This window comes from Streptomyces sp. BBFR25, from assembly GCF_044590125.1.
Classification (GTDB): Bacteria; Actinomycetota; Actinomycetes; order Streptomycetales; family Streptomycetaceae; genus Streptomyces; species Streptomyces canus_D.
In genome coordinates, this window is sequence record NZ_CP172447.1 from 3,567,013 (window position 1) to 3,582,856 (window position 15,844).

Here is a 15,844-nt window from a genome sequence, read left to right on the forward strand (position 1 = left end):
CCCCACGACGACGAAGGGCCCCGGGCACGAAGCCCGGGGCCCTTCACCTGCTGGGTGCTACTAGTCGTTGCTGTTCAAGATCGCGATCAGGCGCAGGAACTCCAGGTAGATCCAGACCAGCGTCAGCGTGAGACCGAAGGCGGCGAACCAGGCCTCCTCGCGCGGGGCGCCGTAGGCGAGCCCGTCCTCGACCTGCTTGAAGTCGAGGGCCAGGAAGCAGGCGCCGAGGATGATGCCGACGATGCCGAAGACGACACCGAGCGCGCCGCTGCGGAAGCCGAGGCCGTCACCGCCGCCGAAGACGGCGAACAGCAGGTTCACCATCATCAGGATGACGAAGCCGAGCGCGGCGGCCATCACGAAGCCGTAGAAGCGTCGGTTGACGCGGATCCAGCCCGCCTTGTAGGCGATCAGCACACCGGCGAAGACGGCCATCGTGCCGATCACGGCCTGCATGGCCGCACCGTCCGCGATGCGGTTGTCGACGACGCTGGAGACGACGCCGAGGAAGACACCCTCGAACGCCGCGTAGAGCAGGATCAGCGCCGGGGTGGGCTTGCGCTTGAAGGACTGGACGAGCGCCAGGACCATGCCGATCAGCGCGGCGCCGATACCGATGCCGTACGAGCGGTTGATGTTGGCGTCGTCCACGGGCAGCAGCGCCCACGCGAGCGCGGCCGTCACCACGAGCACGCCGAGCGTGCTCGCCGTGCGGATGACGACGTCGTCCATCGTCATCCGGCCGGTGGTGGCGGGTGCCTGCGGCGGCGTGCCGTACTGAAGGTCCTGCTGGGCGTACGGGTTCTGCGCGTACGGGTTGCCGGCGGACGGCTGGGCGTACGGGTTGCCCTGGGTGCCCTGCGCGTACGGGTTGGCCTGCGTGGCGACGGCGGGTCCCCCGGCCTGCGGCGCGGCGTTGAAGCCCGCGTAGCCGTTGTCGCGGCTGAACCCCCGTCGCGAGAAGACCGGGTTTCTGCTCCTCATTTCACTCCTCCATGGCCACACGACGCAGCCTTGGCTCAAGAGTAATAGAACGGCAAAGGAATGACCCTACTGCTTGGGGAGGATCTTTCCCTCGCCTTGCGACTCAACACGCTACGCCGATCAGTGATTCCCCTCACGGCCGGGGCCTCGTGCGCTGCCGGGCGGCGTTCACCCGATCGGGAACCCCGTGTACGCCTCGGCGAGGTCGGTCTCGGCGGCGCGGGAGGAGGCGATCCGGTCGAGGCGGGCCAGCTGGAGCCGGTCCTCGAAGGGCGTGGCGCCGGGTGCGGTGTGCAGCAGCGTCGTCATGTCGTACGAGAACCGCTCGGCCTGCCAGACGCGGCGCAGGCAGGTCGCGGAGTAGGCGTCGAGGAGGTCGTCGGAGCCGGTGGCCGTGCGGTGGGACAGCGCGCGGGCAAAGGTGACGACGTCGCCGACGGCGAGGTTGAGGCCCTTGGCGCCGGTGGGCGGCACGATGTGCGCGGCGTCCCCGGCCAGGAAGAGGCGGCCGTGCCGCATGGGCTCGTGGACGTAGGAGCGCATCGGCGTGACCGACTTCTGGGTGATGGGGCCCCGCCGGAGGCTCCAGTCGTCGTCGGTCTCGAAGCGGCGCTCCAGCTCGTCCCAGATCCGCTCGTCGCTCCAGCTGTCGGCGTCCGTGTCCGCGGGGACCTGGAGGTAGAGGCGGGAGACGGACGGGGAGCGCATGGACAGCAGGGCGAAACCGCGTTCGTGGCGGGCGTAGACCAGCTCGTCGTGCGAGGGGGCGACGTCGGCGAGGATGCCGAGCCAGCCGAAGGGGTACGTCCGTTCGAAGGTCCGCCCGTCCGGGACGGCCGCCCGGGCGATCCCCCAGTAGCCGTCGCAGCCGACGACGTAGTCGCACTCCAGGACGTCCTCGGCGCCCCGGTGGCGGAAGCGGACGCGCGGCCGGTCCGTGTCGGCGCCCTCCACGGCCAGCGCCTCCGCCTCGAACAGCAGCGGGCCGCCGTCCTTGAGCTGGAGGGCGATGAGGTCCTTGCAGACCTCGGTCTGGGCGTAGACCATGACGGACCTGCCGCCGGTGAGCGCGGGGAAGTCGACGCGGTGGCGGCGCCGGTCGAACCGCAGCTCGATGCCGTCGTGGCGCAGCCCCTCGCGGTCCATCCGCTCCCCGGCCCCCGCCTCGCGCAGCACGTCCACCGTGCCCTGCTCCAGGATCCCGGCGCGCTGCCTGCGCTCGACGTAGGCACGGTCGCGGCTCTCCAGGACGACCGAGTCGATCCCGGCGTTGTGGAGCAGCCGGGCGAGCAGGAGCCCGGCGGGGCCTGCTCCGATGATGCCGACGGTGGTGCGCATCGGTCGTTCCCTTCGATCGGCGTCGTTGCCTTGCTCGAACACAGTGGACGTTCGCCTGGTGAAATTTCCTTCACCAGTACGCGATGAGTGTCCAGTCCGCCGCACACCGCTGTCAACGGTCCACGGGAAGGAGGAACGAGGGGCACGAGGAAACGATGAGCACGAGAAGAAGGGATCAACGCCGGACGGCCGGCGGCCCGCACGGGACGGCGGTCGGTGGTTGTGCCCGGAGCCGGACTTGAACCGGCACGCCCTCGAAGGGGCAGCGAGGTTTAAGCTCGCCGTGTCTGCATTCCACCATCCGGGCAGGCCATGGGCTCCGCGTAGCGCGCCCTGAGCCTATCGGGACGCACCTCCCGGACCTTGGGCGGGACGACCGATGTTGTCTTATTTTATTGATGCCTGAGGGTCCATCAGATGCCGGGGCAGGCCATCAGCACATGCCAACAGCCTTGCGTGCGACAGTCCGCGCCGTATGCGGAATGACGGGATTTCACCGTCACGACGAGGGCGCCCGCCCTGTTCTCGCGCCGCCCCGCACCACCCCCCACCACCCGGACGCGACGGCGCGTGCCGTCGGGGTCGGCCGTCATCCGCAGGTATGACACCGGCCCGCCCTGTCCGACCGAAGTCGCCCCCCGGAACCGGAACAGCGGCTGACTACACGGCGCCGTACTGCCGGGACGATGGATGAAGTCCCCGAGCACACCGTGCCGACCACACGCACCGTGCCGACCGCACCCGCCGTACCGACAGGAGCGCCCTTCCCGTGACCACCGCACCCATCGCCGACCGGTCCACCCTCGTGGCCGCGCGCGCCACGGAGCTTTCCAAGATCTACGGCCAGGGCGAGACCCAGGTGGTCGCCCTGGACCGCGTCTCCATCGACTTCCGGCAGGGCGAGCTGACCGCGATCATGGGCCCCTCCGGCTCCGGCAAGTCCACGCTGATGCACTGCGTCGCCGGCCTCGACAGCTTCTCGTCCGGCTCGGTGCGCATCGGCGAGACCGAGCTGGGCTCGCTCAAGGACAAGCAGCTGACCAAGCTGCGCCGGGACAAGATCGGCTTCATCTTCCAGGCGTTCAACCTGCTGCCGACCCTCACCGCGCTGGAGAACATCACCCTCCCGATGGACATCGCGGGCCGCAAGCCCGACAAGCAGTGGCTGGACTCCGTGATCCAGATGGTCGGGCTGTCCGGACGCCTCGGGCACCGGCCCTCCCAGCTCTCCGGCGGTCAGCAGCAGCGGGTCGCCGTGGCACGCGCGCTGGCCTCCCGGCCGGAGATCATCTTCGGTGACGAGCCGACCGGCAACCTCGACTCCCGTTCCGGCGCCGAGGTGCTGGGCTTCCTGCGCAACTCGGTGCGGGAGCTGGGCCAGACCGTGGTGATGGTGACCCACGACCCGGTGGCCGCCGCCTACGCGGACCGGGTGGTCTTCCTCGCGGACGGACGCATCGTCGACGAGGTGTACGGGCCGACGGCCGACTCGGTGTTGGACCGCATGAAGCAGTTCGACGCCAAGGGCCGCACCAGCTGACCCGTCCACGCCCCTGAATCGCACGTACCTCCGGACAGAGAAGACCCATGTTCCGTACTGCCTTGCGCAACGTCTTCGCGCACAAGGCCAGGCTGTTGATGACCGTGCTCGCCGTGATGCTCGGCGTGGCGTTCGTGTCGGGCACCCTGGTCTTCACCAACACCATCTCCGACGCCCTGCAGAACAGCTCGGCCAAGGGGTACGACCAGGTCGACGTGGCCGTGACCGCCGAGTACCAGGACTCCGAGGGCGACAAGGTCGGTGAGCTTCCCGAGCTGACCCAGGACCTGCTCGACGACAGCGCCGAGGTGCCCGGCGCGGCCTCCGCGATCGGCGTCGTGACCGGCTTCACCGCCGTCGCCGACAAGGACGGCGACCTGATCGGCGACGGCTGGAGCACCAAGGGCGGCAACTACTGGGGTGCCAAGGACTCCCGGTACCCGCTGGTCGAGGGGCGTGCCCCGAAGGGCGAGGGCGAGATCCTCATCGACGCCAGGACGGCCGAGCGCACCGGCTACGGCGTCGGCGACACCGTGCGCATGTCCGTCGACGGACCGGTCCTCACCCCGAAGGTCACCGGCGTCTTCACCACCGACGACGGCAACGTCGCGGCGGGCGGCACGCTCACCCTGTTCGACACGGCGACCGCGCAGAAGCTGTTCGGCAAGGCCGGCGTGTACGACGAGATCGACGTCCGGGCGAAGGCCGGTGTCACGCAGGCGGCGCTGAAGGCGCAGCTGGACGGGGCGCTGCCGAAGGGCCTCGTCGAGACCACCACCGGCGAGAAGCTCGCCGACGACCAGGCCGAGGCGATCGCCTCGTCGATGAGCGGCATGAAGCAGGGGCTGTTGGTCTTCGCCGGTATCGCGCTCTTCGTCGGCACGTTCATCATCGCCAACACCTTCACCATGCTGGTCGCCCAGCGCACCAAGGAACTGGCCCTGATGCGGGCGGTCGGCGCCTCCCGCCGGCAGGTCACGCGCTCGGTGCTGATCGAGGCGTTCGTGGTCGGCGTCGTCGCCGCCGTGACCGGTCTGCTCGCGGGCATCGGCATCGGTGCCGGGATGCGCTCCCTGATGGACTCGATGGGCGAGGTCGTGCCCGACGGCCCGCTGGTGATCTCGTCCGGCACGATCGTCACCGCCTTCGCGGTCGGCGTCCTGGTCACCATGCTGGCGGCGTGGCTGCCGGGCCGCCGGGCGGCGAAGATCCCGCCGGTCGCGGCGATGAGCAGCGTGCACGCCAAGGCCACGACCAAGTCGCTGGTGCTGCGCAACACGCTCGGCGCGCTGTTCTCGGCCGCCGGTGTCGCGGTGGTCCTCGCGGCCACAACGATGAGCGGCTCGGACGGGCAGGCCCCGATGGGGCTGGGCGCGGTCCTGCTGATCATCGGCGTGTTCATCCTGACGCCGCTGCTCTCCCGCCCGCTGATCGCCGCCGCCGCACCGGTGCTGCGTCTGTTCGGCGTCTCCGGCAAGCTCGCCCGGCAGAACTCGGTGCGCAACCCGCGCCGTACCGCCGCCACCGCCTCCGCACTGATGATCGGCCTCACCCTGATCACCGGCATGACCGTGATGGCGGGCAGCCTGCAGAAGTCCATCGACAAGATGGCCTCGGCGTCGATCGAGGCCGACTACGTGGTCTCCATGGCCAACGGCAACCCCCTGAGCCCGGACGTCGCCGACAGGCTGGCCAAGGCCGACGGGGTCACCGCGCTCAGCCCGCTGCGCAACGCGGAGTCCCGCATCGGCGGGGAGACCGAGTACCTCACCGGCGTCACCGGTTCCACGATCGGCGAGCTGACCGACCTGAAGGTGGAGCAGGGCGCCTTCGAGATCGGCGGCACGAACGTGATGGTGGACGACGACACCGCCAAGGAGCACGGCTGGAAGACCGGTTCCACCTTCGCCGCCTCCTTCGAGGACGGCAAGAAGGAGCAGCTGAAGGTCGCCGGGGTCTACGAGGGCAACGAGATGATCCGCGGCATCATGGCCGACCTGTCCACCGTCACCCCGCACCAGTCGGAACCGGTCGACATGCAGGTCATGGTGAAGATGTCCGACGGCGCCTCCTCGGCCTCCAAGGACAGCCTGACGCAGGCGATGGACACCAACCCGGCGATCAAGATCCAGGACAAGAAGGACATCTCCAACGAGATCGCGAAGATGTTCACGCTGATGCTGAACATGCTCTACGGCCTGCTGGCCATGGCGGTGATCGTGGCCGTCCTCGGTGTCATCAACACCCTGGCCATGTCGGTCTTCGAGCGCTCCCAGGAGATCGGGATGCTGCGGGCGATCGGCCTGGACCGCAAGGGCATCAAGCGGATGGTCCGCCTGGAGTCCCTGGTGATCTCCCTGTTCGGCGGCGTGCTCGGCGTCGGTCTCGGCGTGTTCTTCGGCTGGGCCGCCGGTCAGCTGATGGGCACCACGATGGCGACGTACGAGCTGGTCCTGCCCTGGGGCCGGATGGGCCTCTTCCTGCTGCTGGCGGCCGCGGTGGGCGTCCTGGCGGCGCTGTGGCCGGCCCGCCGGGCGGCACGGCTGAACATGCTCCAGGCCATCAAGGCGGAGTAGGCGGCGCGCCCGCCCGAAGGGCCCCGCTCCCGGTGGGAGCGGGGCCCTTCGGGCCGCGCGTACGCGGTCTCAGTTCCAGGTGCGGGCGCGCAGCGGCAGGCCGGAGGCGCCCGAGTCGGGCGTCTTCACGGCGAGGACCTGGTTGACGCCGATGCGGTTGCGCTCGAAGGACAGCGCGGAGGCGGCCATGTACAGCTGCCACACCCGGGCCCGGCCGGGGGTGACGAGCCGGGTGGCCGCCGCCCAGTCGGACTCCAGGTTGGCGACCCACCGGCGCAGCGTGAGCGCGTAGTGCTCGCGGATGGACTCCACGTCGCGGACCTCGAAACCGGCCCGCTCCAGCTGGGTGACGGTGGTGCCGACGGGGGCCAGTTCGCCGTCCGGGAAGACGTAGGCGTCGATGAACTCGTCGACGCTGTAGGCGGACTCGTCCCGCTGGGGGCGGCGGGCGATCTGGTGGTTCAGCAGCCGTCCGCCGGGCTTGAGGAGTCTGTGCAGGTCGGTGGCGTACTCCAGGTAGCGCTCGGCGCCGACGTGCTCGGCCATGCCGATGGAGGAGATGGCGTCGTACGGCCCGTCCGCGACGTCCCGGTAGTCCTGGACGCGGATCTCCACCCGGTCGGTGAGCCCCTCGTCGGCGACGCGCTTGCGGGCGTAGGCGGCCTGCTCCTGGGACAGGGTCACGCCGACGACGCTCACCCCGTGCTCGCGGGCCGCGTGGATCGCCATGGAGCCCCAGCCGCAGCCGACGTCGAGGAGGCGCTGACCGGGGCTCAGGTCGAGCTTGCGGCTGACCAGTTCGAGCTTGTCGCGCTGGGCGTCCTCCAGCGTGCCGCCCTCTTCGGGCGGGGCGGGCCAGTAGGCGCAGGAGTACACCATGGAGGGGCCGAGGACGAGTTCGTAGAAGTCGTTGCCGACGTCGTAGTGGTGGCTGATGGCCCGCTTGTCGGTCCGCTTGGTGTGCAGGTGGCCGCGGGCCCGGCGGATCTCCTCCGGCGGCGGCGCGGGCGGCAGCGGGGGCCCGGCGAGCTTCACCAGGCCGCGTACGGCGGCCCGGACCTCGGGGTCGCGCAGTGCCTCGACCAGGGAGCGGGCGTCCTCGCCGCGCTCCCAGATGAGGCCGGCCATCAGGCCGAGGGCGGTGTAGAGGTCTCCGTCGACGTCGATGTCGCCGGCCACCCAGGCGCGGGCCAGGCCCAGTTCACCCGGTTTGAACAGCAGGCGGCGCAGGGCCCTGCGGTTGCGGACGACGAGGGTCGGCGCGCCCGGCGGACCCGCCAGCGAACCGTCCCAGGCGCGGATGCGCACCGGAAGGGGTGCTCCCAGCAACTGTTCGAAGAGGTTCTGCAGCCGCAGCGCGGCGTCAGCCATGGCGTCCTCCGTGACGAGCGATCCCGGAATGTCCAACACCACGTAAACACCTGGGAGGCCGCCGTACAGTCCCCGGCGCGCGTTACGACTCGGCAAAATAGCTGTACACACCAACGGTTTTGCCGCCCGGGTGGCACGGCACCCGCACAGCACGAAGGGGCCGCCCGCACCACGGATGGCGGACGGCCCCTTCGGGGGTACTGCTGAGAACCGCTACGGCCAGAAGCGAGGCGGGGTCAGGAGGCCTTGGCCTCGGTCTTCTCCTGCTGCGCGGCCTTCTCGCCCTGGTCTGCGGCCTTCGCCGCGGCGGGCTTCGGGGCCGGCTTGGCGGCCTCGTAGAACTCCTCGCGCGGGGTCTCCATCGCGCCGAGGGAGACGACCTCGCGCTTGAGGAACATGCCGAGCGTCCAGTCCGCGAAGACGCGGATCTTGCGGTTGAAGGTCGGCATCGCCATGCCGTGGTAGCCGCGGTGCATGTACCAGGCAAGGCGGCCCTTGAGCTTGATCTTCATCTTGCCCATGACGATCATCGCGACGCCCTTGTGCAGGCCGAGGCCCGCCACCGCGCCCTTGTTGGCGTGGCTGTACTCCTTCTGCGGGAAGCCCCGCATGCCGGAGATCACGTTGTCGCCGAGGACCTTGGCCTGGCGCAGCGCGTGCTGGGCGTTCGGCGGGCACCAGGCGTTCTCGTTGCCCGCCTTGCGGCCGACGAGGTCCGGCACCTGGGCGTTGTCGCCCGCGGCCCAGATGTAGTCGGTGCCCTGGACCTGGAGGGTCGCCTGGGTGTCGACGTGGCCGCGGGGGCCGAGCGGCAGGCCGAAGCGGGCCAGCGCCGGGTTGGGCTTGACGCCGGCCGTCCACACGATGGTGCTGGAGTCGACCTCCAGCCCGTTCTTGAGCACCACGTGGCCGTCGACGCAGGAGTCCATGGAGGTGGACAGGTAGACCTCGACGCCGCGGCCCTCGAGGTGCTCCTTGCCGTACTGGCCGAGCTTGGGGCCGACCTCGGGGAGGATCTTGTCGGCGGCGTCCACGAGGATGAAGCGCATGTCCTCGCGGGAGACGTTCTTGTAGTACTTGGCCGCGTCGCGGGCCATGTCCTCGACCTCACCGATGGTCTCCGCGCCGGCGAAGCCGCCGCCGACGAAGACGAAGGTGAGCGCCTTGCGGCGGATCTCCTCGTCGGTGGTGGAGTCGGCCTTGTCGAGCTGCTCCAGCACGTGGTTGCGCAGGCCGATGGACTCCTCGATGCCCTTCATGCCGATGCCCTGCTCGGCGAGGCCGGGGATCGGGAAGGTGCGGGAGACCGCGCCCATGGCGATGACCAGGTAGTCGAACGGCAGCTCGTACGCCTCGCCCACCAGGGGGGCGATCGTGGCGACCTTGCGGTCCTGGTCGATGGTGGTGACCCGGCCGGTGAGGACCTCCGCCTTCGGAAGCACGCGCCGCAGGGGGACGACGACGTGCCGCGGGGAGATGCTGCCGGCGGCGGCTTCGGGAAGGAAGGGCTGGTAGGTCATGTACGACCGCGGGTCGACGACGGTGACGGTCGCCTCGCCGTAACGCATCTTCTTCTGGATGCGTCGAGCTGCGTACAGGCCTACGTACCCACCGCCTACTACGAGGATCCTGGGACGCTCCGTGGTGCTCATGCCATCGAGTATCCACCCGGTTGAGGGGGGTCGATCGTGCGCCCCTTCACAAGCTTCGGTGGGTGCTGTGCTACCATCCGCCGCCCACGTGACGGAGATCATGGCGGACGAAGGAACCAGCGTGTAGGGCACCCCGTTGTCAATGCCGCGTGAGCTGCGCCTCCGCGCCTCCGGGACGGTGGACCACCCTTCCGCGAGGACTCCGCGGGACCCCCTCGCGACACCGACCTGAACACGTTCAAAGGGCAGTTGAAACCCCAAAAGGGTCAACGCGCGCGCTTTCGTCGTCCGACAGGGCCCAATTCCTTGTGAAGAACTTCACGAACTTTCCCGACGGCCCGTCACCGAAGGGCCCCGGAAGGCCCCCGGGACCCGCTCAATCGTCGTCCGCGCTGCTCAGACCGCTACCGCACCCACCGCCGCGAAGGCCTACGCGATCGACCACGCGATGCCGTCGAGGATGTCGTGCTCACTCACGACGACCTCCTCCGCGCCCGTCCGCTCCATGATCGCCAGCAGTACCAGGGACCCGGCCGCGATCACGTCCACCCGGCCCGGATGCATGGCGGGGACCGCCGCGCGCTCGGCGTGGGTGGAGCGCAGCAGCCAGTCGGTGATCTCCCGGACCCGGTCCCGGGAGACACGGGAGTGGTGGATGGCGGCCGAGTCGTACTCCGGCAGCTCCTGCGCGATCGCGGACACCGTCGTCACCGACCCCGCGAGCCCCACCAGCGTGCGCGCCTCGCGCAGCGGAACGGACTGCTCGGCGAGGTCCAGGGCCGCCTCGACGTCGGCCCGTACGGCCGCGATCTGCTCCTCGGACGGCGGGTCGGTCACCGCGCCGTCGCGCACCAGGTGCCGCTCGGTCATCCGGACGCAGCCGACGTCCACGGAGCGGGCGGCGCGCACGTGGTCGTCGCCGACGACGAACTCGGTGGAGCCGCCGCCGATGTCGACGACCAGGTAGGGCCTGTCGAGGTCCGCGCGGCCGGTCAGCTCCTTCGTCGCCCCGGTGAAGGAGAACTCCGCCTCCTGGTCGCCCGAGATGACCTCCGGCTCCACGCCCAGGATGTCCAGCACCCCGCGCACGAACTCGTCCCGGTTCTCCGCGTCGCGGGAGGCGGAGGTCGCGACGAAGCGCAGCCGCTCGGCGCCGTGCGCCTTGACGGCCTCGGCGTACTCCCGGCAGGCGGCGAACGTCCGCTCCAGCGCCTCGGGCGCCAGCCGCCCGGTGCGGTCCACGTCCTGGCCGAGCCGCACGATGGTCATGCGCCGGTCCAGGTCCGTCAGCTCGCCCGTGGCCGGGTCGGCGTCGGCCACCAGGAGCCGGATGGAGTTCGTACCGCAGTCGATGGCGGCGACCCGGGTCACTGGGCGTCCTCCCCGTCGGTCTCGGGGGCCGTCACGCACGGACCCTTGCGCCACCACTCGGGCAGCATCGCGATCGCCTCGTCGCCCAGCGGGTTGACGCCGGGACCGGCGGCCAGCGAGTGGGCGACCAGCACGTGCAGGCACTTCACGCGGTCCGGCATGCCGCCCGCGCTCGGGAAGCCGGTCAGCTCCTCGATCTCGTCGCGGCGCCGGATGTAGTCCTCGTGCGCGGCGCGGTAGGCGGCGGCCAGCTCCGGGTCGGTGCCCAGGCGCTCGGTCATCTCCTTCATCACGCCGTTCGCCTCCAGCGTGCCGATGGCGGAGGCCGCCTTCGGGCACGTCAGGTAGTACAGCGTGGGGAAGGGCGTGCCGTCGGGCAGCCGCGGCGCCGTCTCCACGACGTCCGGCTGTCCGCACGGGCAGCGGTGCGCGATGGCGCGCAGTCCGCGCGGGGGACGTCCGAGCTGCTGCTTGAAGGCCGCCACGTCCGCGTCGGTCGGCTCGGTGCGCGGGGTGGTCGGCGGGGGAGTCTGCATGACTGTCTTCTGCTGGTCTTCCTGTTGAGTCACTGCCGGAGCGGTCTGCGCGGTCGGCACGGTCTGCGCGGCGGTCGGGGTGGGCGGCGTGGGCGGTTCACTGCCGGCTCGCGGCGGCGTCGGCCTTGTCGACCCCGTCCCACACGTTCCGGTACCAGGGGCGGTCGGCGGCACCGGCCTCGGCACGGGTCTGCTCCGCCGCCTCCGGGTCGACGACGACGAACCCCGTCTCCCCCGGCATCACGTAGTGCAGCCGCAGCCGGACCTGCTGCTCGGCGTAGGCGTCGTCCTGCCAGCGTGCCTTGAGGTCGCGCAGGTCCTCGACCCGCTGCCGGGTCTCCCGCCGCTCCCGCTGGAGATCGGCGATCTCGGCGCGCTGGGCGACGTACTGCCGAATCGGGTAGGCGAGCGCCACGACGAGCGAGCAGAGCACCATCGCGAGCAGCGCGGCCCGGCCGGTCAGCCGGGAGCGCCGGGCCTGGCGCCTGGTCTGCGAACGGTAGACCCGGGCCGCGGTCTGCTCCCCGATGATCCGGATCCTGGTCGCGGTGGAGAAACGGTCCCGGTCCTTCACGGCCATCTGGTCTCCGCCTCCCGTGCACGCGCGTACGTCCCCGCACACGGTACGGGACCGGGTACGGGGACGTACGTACGACGCTGCCTTCTACCGGGCCGTCAGCCCTTGAAGCGGGGGAACGCGCTGCGGCCGGCGTACACCGCGGCGTCGTCGAGGATCTCCTCGATGCGCAGCAGCTGGTTGTACTTGGCGACGCGCTCGGAGCGGGCCGGGGCGCCGGTCTTGATCTGGCCGCAGTTGGTGGCGACGGCCAGGTCGGCGATGGTGACGTCCTCGGTCTCGCCGGAGCGGTGGGACATCATGCACTTGAAGCCGTTGCGCTGGGCCAGCTCCACGGCGTCCAGGGTCTCGGTCAGCGAACCGATCTGGTTGACCTTGACCAGCAAGGCGTTGGCCGAGTTCTCCTCGATGCCGCGGGCCAGGCGCTCCGGGTTGGTGACGAACAGGTCGTCGCCGACCAGCTGGACCTTGTCGCCGAGCTTGGCGGTGATGGTCTTCCAGCCGTCCCAGTCGTCCTCGAACAGCGGGTCCTCGATGGAGACCAGCGGGTACGCCTCGACCAGCTCGGCGTAGTACTCGGTCATCTCGGCGGCCGTGCGGGTCTTGCCCTCGAAGGCGTAGGAGCCGTCCTTGTAGAACTCGGACGCGGCGACGTCGAGCGCGAGGGCGATCTGCTCGCCGGGGGTGTAGCCGGCCTCCTTGATCGCCTCCAGGATGAGGTCGAGGGCCTCGCGGTTGGAGCCGAGGTTCGGGGCGAAGCCGCCCTCGTCGCCCAGGCCGGTGGCCAGGCCCTTGTTCTTCAGGACCTTCTTGAGCGTGTGGTAGACCTCGGCGCCCCAGCGCAGGGCCTCGGAGAAGGACTCCGCGCCGATCGGGGCGATCATGAACTCCTGGATGTCCACGTTGGAGTCGGCGTGCGAGCCGCCGTTCAGGATGTTCATCATCGGCACCGGCAGCAGGTGCGCGTTCGGGCCGCCCAGGTAGCGGAAGAGCGGCAGGTCGCTGGCCTCGGAGGCGGCGTGGGCGACGGCCAGGGAGACGCCGAGGATGGCGTTGGCGCCGAGCGAGCCCTTGTTGTCGGTGGCGTCCAGGTCGAACATGGCCTGGTCGATCAGGCGCTGCTCGGTGGCGTCGTAGCCGACCAGCTCCGGGCCGATCTGCTCGATGACGGCCAGCACGGCCTTCTCGACGCCCTTGCCGAGGTAACGGCTCTGGTCGCCGTCACGGAGTTCGATGGCCTCGAAGGCACCGGTGGAGGCGCCGGACGGAACGGCGGCACGACCCGTGCTGCCGTCGTCGAGGCCGACCTCGACCTCGACCGTGGGGTTGCCTCGGGAGTCCAGGATTTCCCGGGCTACGACGACGTCGATGGACGGCACGAGCATCTCCTTCTTCAATGTGACGCTTCGGTGTGACGCGCGGGTCCCGCGGGACCGCGGCGGCTCTGCGGGACCGAGCCTAACCGGCTCCGGGCGATCGGCCAGCCGATCGCCCACCCGCTGGACAGAACCGAGAGTAAATTGTTTCCGAACGGAACAAAGACGTTTCCGGAAACCGGGACGGAACCACAGGCGGGCCCCGGCGGACGCGGGACGTGAAAAATCCCGCCCCGGTGCGTACGGGGGAACACGCACCAGGGCGGGAGTCGCGGGAGCCGCCGCCGCTTACTTCAGGTGCAGCTGCTGGCCCGGGTAGATCAGGTCGGCCTCGTCGACGATGTCGTCGTTCAGCTTGAACAGCTTCGCCCAGCCGCCCTTGACGTCGTGCTCCGCGGCGATCGAGCTGAGGGTGTCGCCCTTGACGACCTTGTACTCGCCGTCGCCCTTCTCGACCTTCTTGCCGGTCGGGGTGGTGACGGTCTTCTTCGGGGCCTGCTCGGTCTTCTGCTCCGCGGCCGGACGCTCGGAGGAGCGGGAGGCCTTCTGCTCGGTGGAGCGGTCGGCGGTGGAACCGCTGCTCTGGCTCTGCGAGCTCTCGGAGCTGCCCGAACCGCTGTCCTGGGAGCCGCCACCGGTGTACGCGGCGCCCGACAGGCCGGTGCCGCAGACCGGCCAGGCGCCCTTGCCCTGGCCCGCGAGCACCTTCTCGGCGATCTGGATCTGCTGGGACTTGCTCGCCTGGTCGGCGGTGGAGGCGTACTGCGTACCGCCGTAGGCGGCCCAGGTGGAGGCGGAGAACTGCAGACCGCCGTAGTAACCGTTGCCGGTGTTGATGGACCAGTTGCCGCCGGACTCGCACTGGGCGACGGCGTCCCACTCGGACGCGGTGGCGGCGGAGGCGTTGCCGGCCGCCATCAGCGGGGCGGCGACGGCGGCACCGGTGACACCGGCGACGGCGATGACACGGGTGGCCTTGGACGGACGACGGTGCTTGCCCTTGCCGGAAAACAGCATGGTTGATCCCCTCACCGACGCCTGCGAGGTGAGCTGTCGGGTTCGGGCCGGTTGAGTTGCCCGGCCGGGTTCCTCGCGGAACTCGGCTCCACCCCTAGCCGCTCCGGCTCAACTGCCCGGTGCGGCGCTTACCTTGGGTCCCCCGCTCCTGCCTTCGGCGCTTGACGCGACGACTGTTCCCGTACGGCCGCTGGCAGGATTCGGCGTTGCGGCTGTCGGGGCCCGCGGTGGCGAGCGGTCATGACCGTAGACACGCGCTCCGCGGATTTTCAAAGACGATCACGGCTTCTGAGACCTATCTCTCACGAGATCCAAAAGGGACATACGGTCTCTAACCGTGACGCGAACTCCCCCTACTTTTCGCCCGATTCGCCCGTGACCGTGAGCGTCTGACCGGGCAGGATGTGGTCGGGGTCGGCGCCGACGACCGCCTCGTTGTCGGCGTAGAGCGCCTGCCATCCGCCGTCGACGTCAAGGGAGTCGGAGATGGCCCACAGCGTGTCGCCGGTGCGGACGACGTAACGGCCGCCCCCGGCGTCCCGCGCGGCACCGTCGCGCGAGGCGTGCCGCCCCGGCGCCGGGTCCGTGGGACCCTCCTTCGCGGCACCCTCGTCCGCACTGTCACCGCGGTGGCGTCCGGCGCCGGACGCGCCCTCGGTTTCCCGCGGTTCGGCGCCGACGGAGGGGGTGGATTCAGGCGAAGTGTCCGGCTTGGCGGACTGGCCCGCACCACCGGACGAGCTGCCCGAGGCACCGTCCGCACCGTCGGCCGCAGCGCCGGTCGAAGCGTCAGAGGACGGCGAAGAAGAGGGCGAAGGGGACGAAGAGGACGCCCCGGAAGTCGACTCCGCCGCCCCGGACGACTCGGATGATTCGGTCGAGTCGGATGCCCCGGACGACTGGGACGACTCGGGCGTTTTGGTGGTCGTGGGCGATTCGGACGACTTGGTGGTGTCCTTCTCCCCCGAGGTGCCCGAGCCCTCCGACGCCCCGCCACCGACCCCGGAGCCGTTGCCCAGACCGGCGAGCAGACCACAGGTCGGCCAGGCGGCGATGCCCTGGTCCGCGTGTATCTTCTCGGCGATTCTTATCTGCTGGGAGCGGCTGGCCCGGTCGGCGCTGGGGGCGTAGTCCAGGCCGCCGTACTGCTCCCAGGCCTCCTGGGACAGCTGCAGCCCGCCGTAGTACCCGTTGCCGCCGTTCTGGCTCCAGGCGCCGCCGGTCTCGCACTCGGCCACCTGGTCCCAGGCCGCCGAGTCGGCCGCGTGGGCGCCGGTGGCGCCGAGCAGCGGGATCGCGATGGCGGAGCCGGTCACTCCGGCGGCGACGACCAGAGCGGGTGCCTGGCGGGGGCGGCGGTGACGACCGTTCCCGGAGAGCATGCGACGACCTTTCACAAGACGACGGGGACCACGCGGCGGATGACGCTCGACACCACGTTGATCCGTGAACGTATAGGGAGATCATCGGTTGTCACAAGTTCATGCCGCGCAGATCACGTGAAGA

The 15,844-nt window shown here is 70.3% G+C and carries 12 protein-coding genes, 1 tRNA gene and 1 riboswitch; of the genes, 2 read left to right on the forward strand and 11 right to left on the reverse strand.

The window, feature by feature from the left end; translation table 11 throughout:
* Nucleotides 1-60: 60 nt before the first annotated feature.
* From ACGH52_RS16120 to ACGH52_RS16130, 3 genes are all read right to left on the reverse strand, one after another.
* On the reverse strand, nt 61-984 hold the full coding sequence (locus tag ACGH52_RS16120; protein WP_076974753.1) for a Bax inhibitor-1/YccA family protein: 924 nt from the start codon (nt 982-984) through the stop codon (nt 61-63).
* A gap of 168 nt (nt 985-1,152) precedes the next feature.
* On the reverse strand, nt 1,153-2,322 hold the full coding sequence (locus tag ACGH52_RS16125; protein ID WP_121703078.1) for a 4-hydroxybenzoate 3-monooxygenase: 1,170 nt from the start codon (nt 2,320-2,322) through the stop codon (nt 1,153-1,155).
* 223 nt (nt 2,323-2,545) lie between these two features.
* A tRNA-Leu gene (locus ACGH52_RS16130) sits at nt 2,546-2,629 on the reverse strand.
* Nucleotides 2,630-3,091: 462 nt separating this feature from the next.
* On the opposite strand from ACGH52_RS16130, the gene ACGH52_RS16135 reads away from it, so the two are divergent.
* On the forward strand, nt 3,092-3,862 hold the full coding sequence (locus tag ACGH52_RS16135; RefSeq protein ID WP_059302106.1) for an ABC transporter ATP-binding protein: 771 nt from the start codon (nt 3,092-3,094) through the stop codon (nt 3,860-3,862).
* A gap of 47 nt (nt 3,863-3,909) precedes the next feature.
* Entirely contained in the window at nt 3,910-6,438 is a 2,529-nt protein-coding gene (locus ACGH52_RS16140) for an ABC transporter permease (protein WP_399940075.1), read from the forward strand.
* A gap of 69 nt (nt 6,439-6,507) precedes the next feature.
* Here ACGH52_RS16140 and ACGH52_RS16145 read toward each other — a convergent pair whose 3' ends face one another.
* The 8 genes from ACGH52_RS16145 to ACGH52_RS16180 all read right to left on the reverse strand — a co-directional run bounded on the left by ACGH52_RS16145 (nt 6,508) and on the right by ACGH52_RS16180 (nt 15,720).
* Entirely contained in the window at nt 6,508-7,809 is a 1,302-nt protein-coding gene (locus ACGH52_RS16145; protein WP_121703076.1) for a cyclopropane-fatty-acyl-phospholipid synthase family protein, read from the reverse strand.
* Between the two features lie 236 nt (nt 7,810-8,045).
* Nucleotides 8,046-9,461: an NAD(P)/FAD-dependent oxidoreductase gene (locus ACGH52_RS16150; RefSeq protein ID WP_121703075.1), complete on the reverse strand. Its 1,416-nt coding sequence runs from the start codon at nt 9,459-9,461 to the stop codon at nt 8,046-8,048.
* A 429-nt stretch (nt 9,462-9,890) separates the two neighbouring features.
* Entirely contained in the window at nt 9,891-10,832 is a 942-nt protein-coding gene (locus ACGH52_RS16155; RefSeq protein ID WP_059302109.1) for a Ppx/GppA phosphatase family protein, read from the reverse strand.
* Complete coding sequence (locus ACGH52_RS16160; protein ID WP_059302110.1) at nt 10,829-11,368, reverse strand: DUF501 domain-containing protein; 540 nt, start codon at nt 11,366-11,368, stop codon at nt 10,829-10,831. Before ACGH52_RS16160 ends, ACGH52_RS16155 begins: the two co-directional genes overlap by 4 nt.
* Nucleotides 11,369-11,465: 97 nt before the next feature.
* Complete coding sequence (gene divIC / locus ACGH52_RS16165; protein ID WP_076974759.1) at nt 11,466-11,948, reverse strand: cell division protein DivIC; 483 nt, start codon at nt 11,946-11,948, stop codon at nt 11,466-11,468.
* A gap of 95 nt (nt 11,949-12,043) precedes the next feature.
* A complete protein-coding gene (gene eno, locus ACGH52_RS16170) occupies nt 12,044-13,324 on the reverse strand; it encodes a phosphopyruvate hydratase (protein WP_076974870.1) in 1,281 nt (426 codons plus the stop codon).
* Between the two features lie 285 nt (nt 13,325-13,609).
* Nucleotides 13,610-14,338: a resuscitation-promoting factor protein RpfA gene (gene rpfA / locus ACGH52_RS16175; RefSeq protein WP_076974760.1), complete on the reverse strand. Its 729-nt coding sequence runs from the start codon at nt 14,336-14,338 to the stop codon at nt 13,610-13,612.
* A gap of 3 nt (nt 14,339-14,341) precedes the next feature.
* Nucleotides 14,342-14,508, reverse strand: a riboswitch (cyclic di-AMP (ydaO/yuaA leader).
* A 183-nt stretch (nt 14,509-14,691) separates the two neighbouring features.
* Nucleotides 14,692-15,720 carry a transglycosylase family protein gene (locus tag ACGH52_RS16180; RefSeq protein WP_399940082.1) on the reverse strand — a complete coding sequence of 343 codons (1,029 nt, stop codon included), beginning with the start codon at nt 15,718-15,720 and terminating at the stop codon, nt 14,692-14,694.
* Nucleotides 15,721-15,844: the final 124 nt, after the last annotated feature.

Coding starts and splice junctions, on each gene's coding strand:
- rpfA (WP_076974760.1), bottom strand. CDS start 14,338: ATGCTGTTTTCCGGCAAGGGCAAGCACCGTCGTCCGTCCAAGGCCACC.
- ACGH52_RS16125 (WP_121703078.1), bottom strand. CDS start 2,322: ATGCGCACCACCGTCGGCATCATCGGAGCAGGCCCCGCCGGGCTCCTG.
- ACGH52_RS16120 (WP_076974753.1), bottom strand. CDS start 984: ATGAGGAGCAGAAACCCGGTCTTCTCGCGACGGGGGTTCAGCCGCGAC.
- divIC (WP_076974759.1), bottom strand. CDS start 11,948: ATGGCCGTGAAGGACCGGGACCGTTTCTCCACCGCGACCAGGATCCGG.
- ACGH52_RS16160 (WP_059302110.1), bottom strand. CDS start 11,368: ATGCAGACTCCCCCGCCGACCACCCCGCGCACCGAGCCGACCGACGCG.
- ACGH52_RS16150 (WP_121703075.1), bottom strand. CDS start 9,461: ATGAGCACCACGGAGCGTCCCAGGATCCTCGTAGTAGGCGGTGGGTAC.
- ACGH52_RS16140 (WP_399940075.1), top strand. CDS start 3,910: ATGTTCCGTACTGCCTTGCGCAACGTCTTCGCGCACAAGGCCAGGCTG.
- ACGH52_RS16180 (WP_399940082.1), bottom strand. CDS start 15,720: ATGCTCTCCGGGAACGGTCGTCACCGCCGCCCCCGCCAGGCACCCGCT.
- ACGH52_RS16145 (WP_121703076.1), bottom strand. CDS start 7,809: ATGGCTGACGCCGCGCTGCGGCTGCAGAACCTCTTCGAACAGTTGCTG.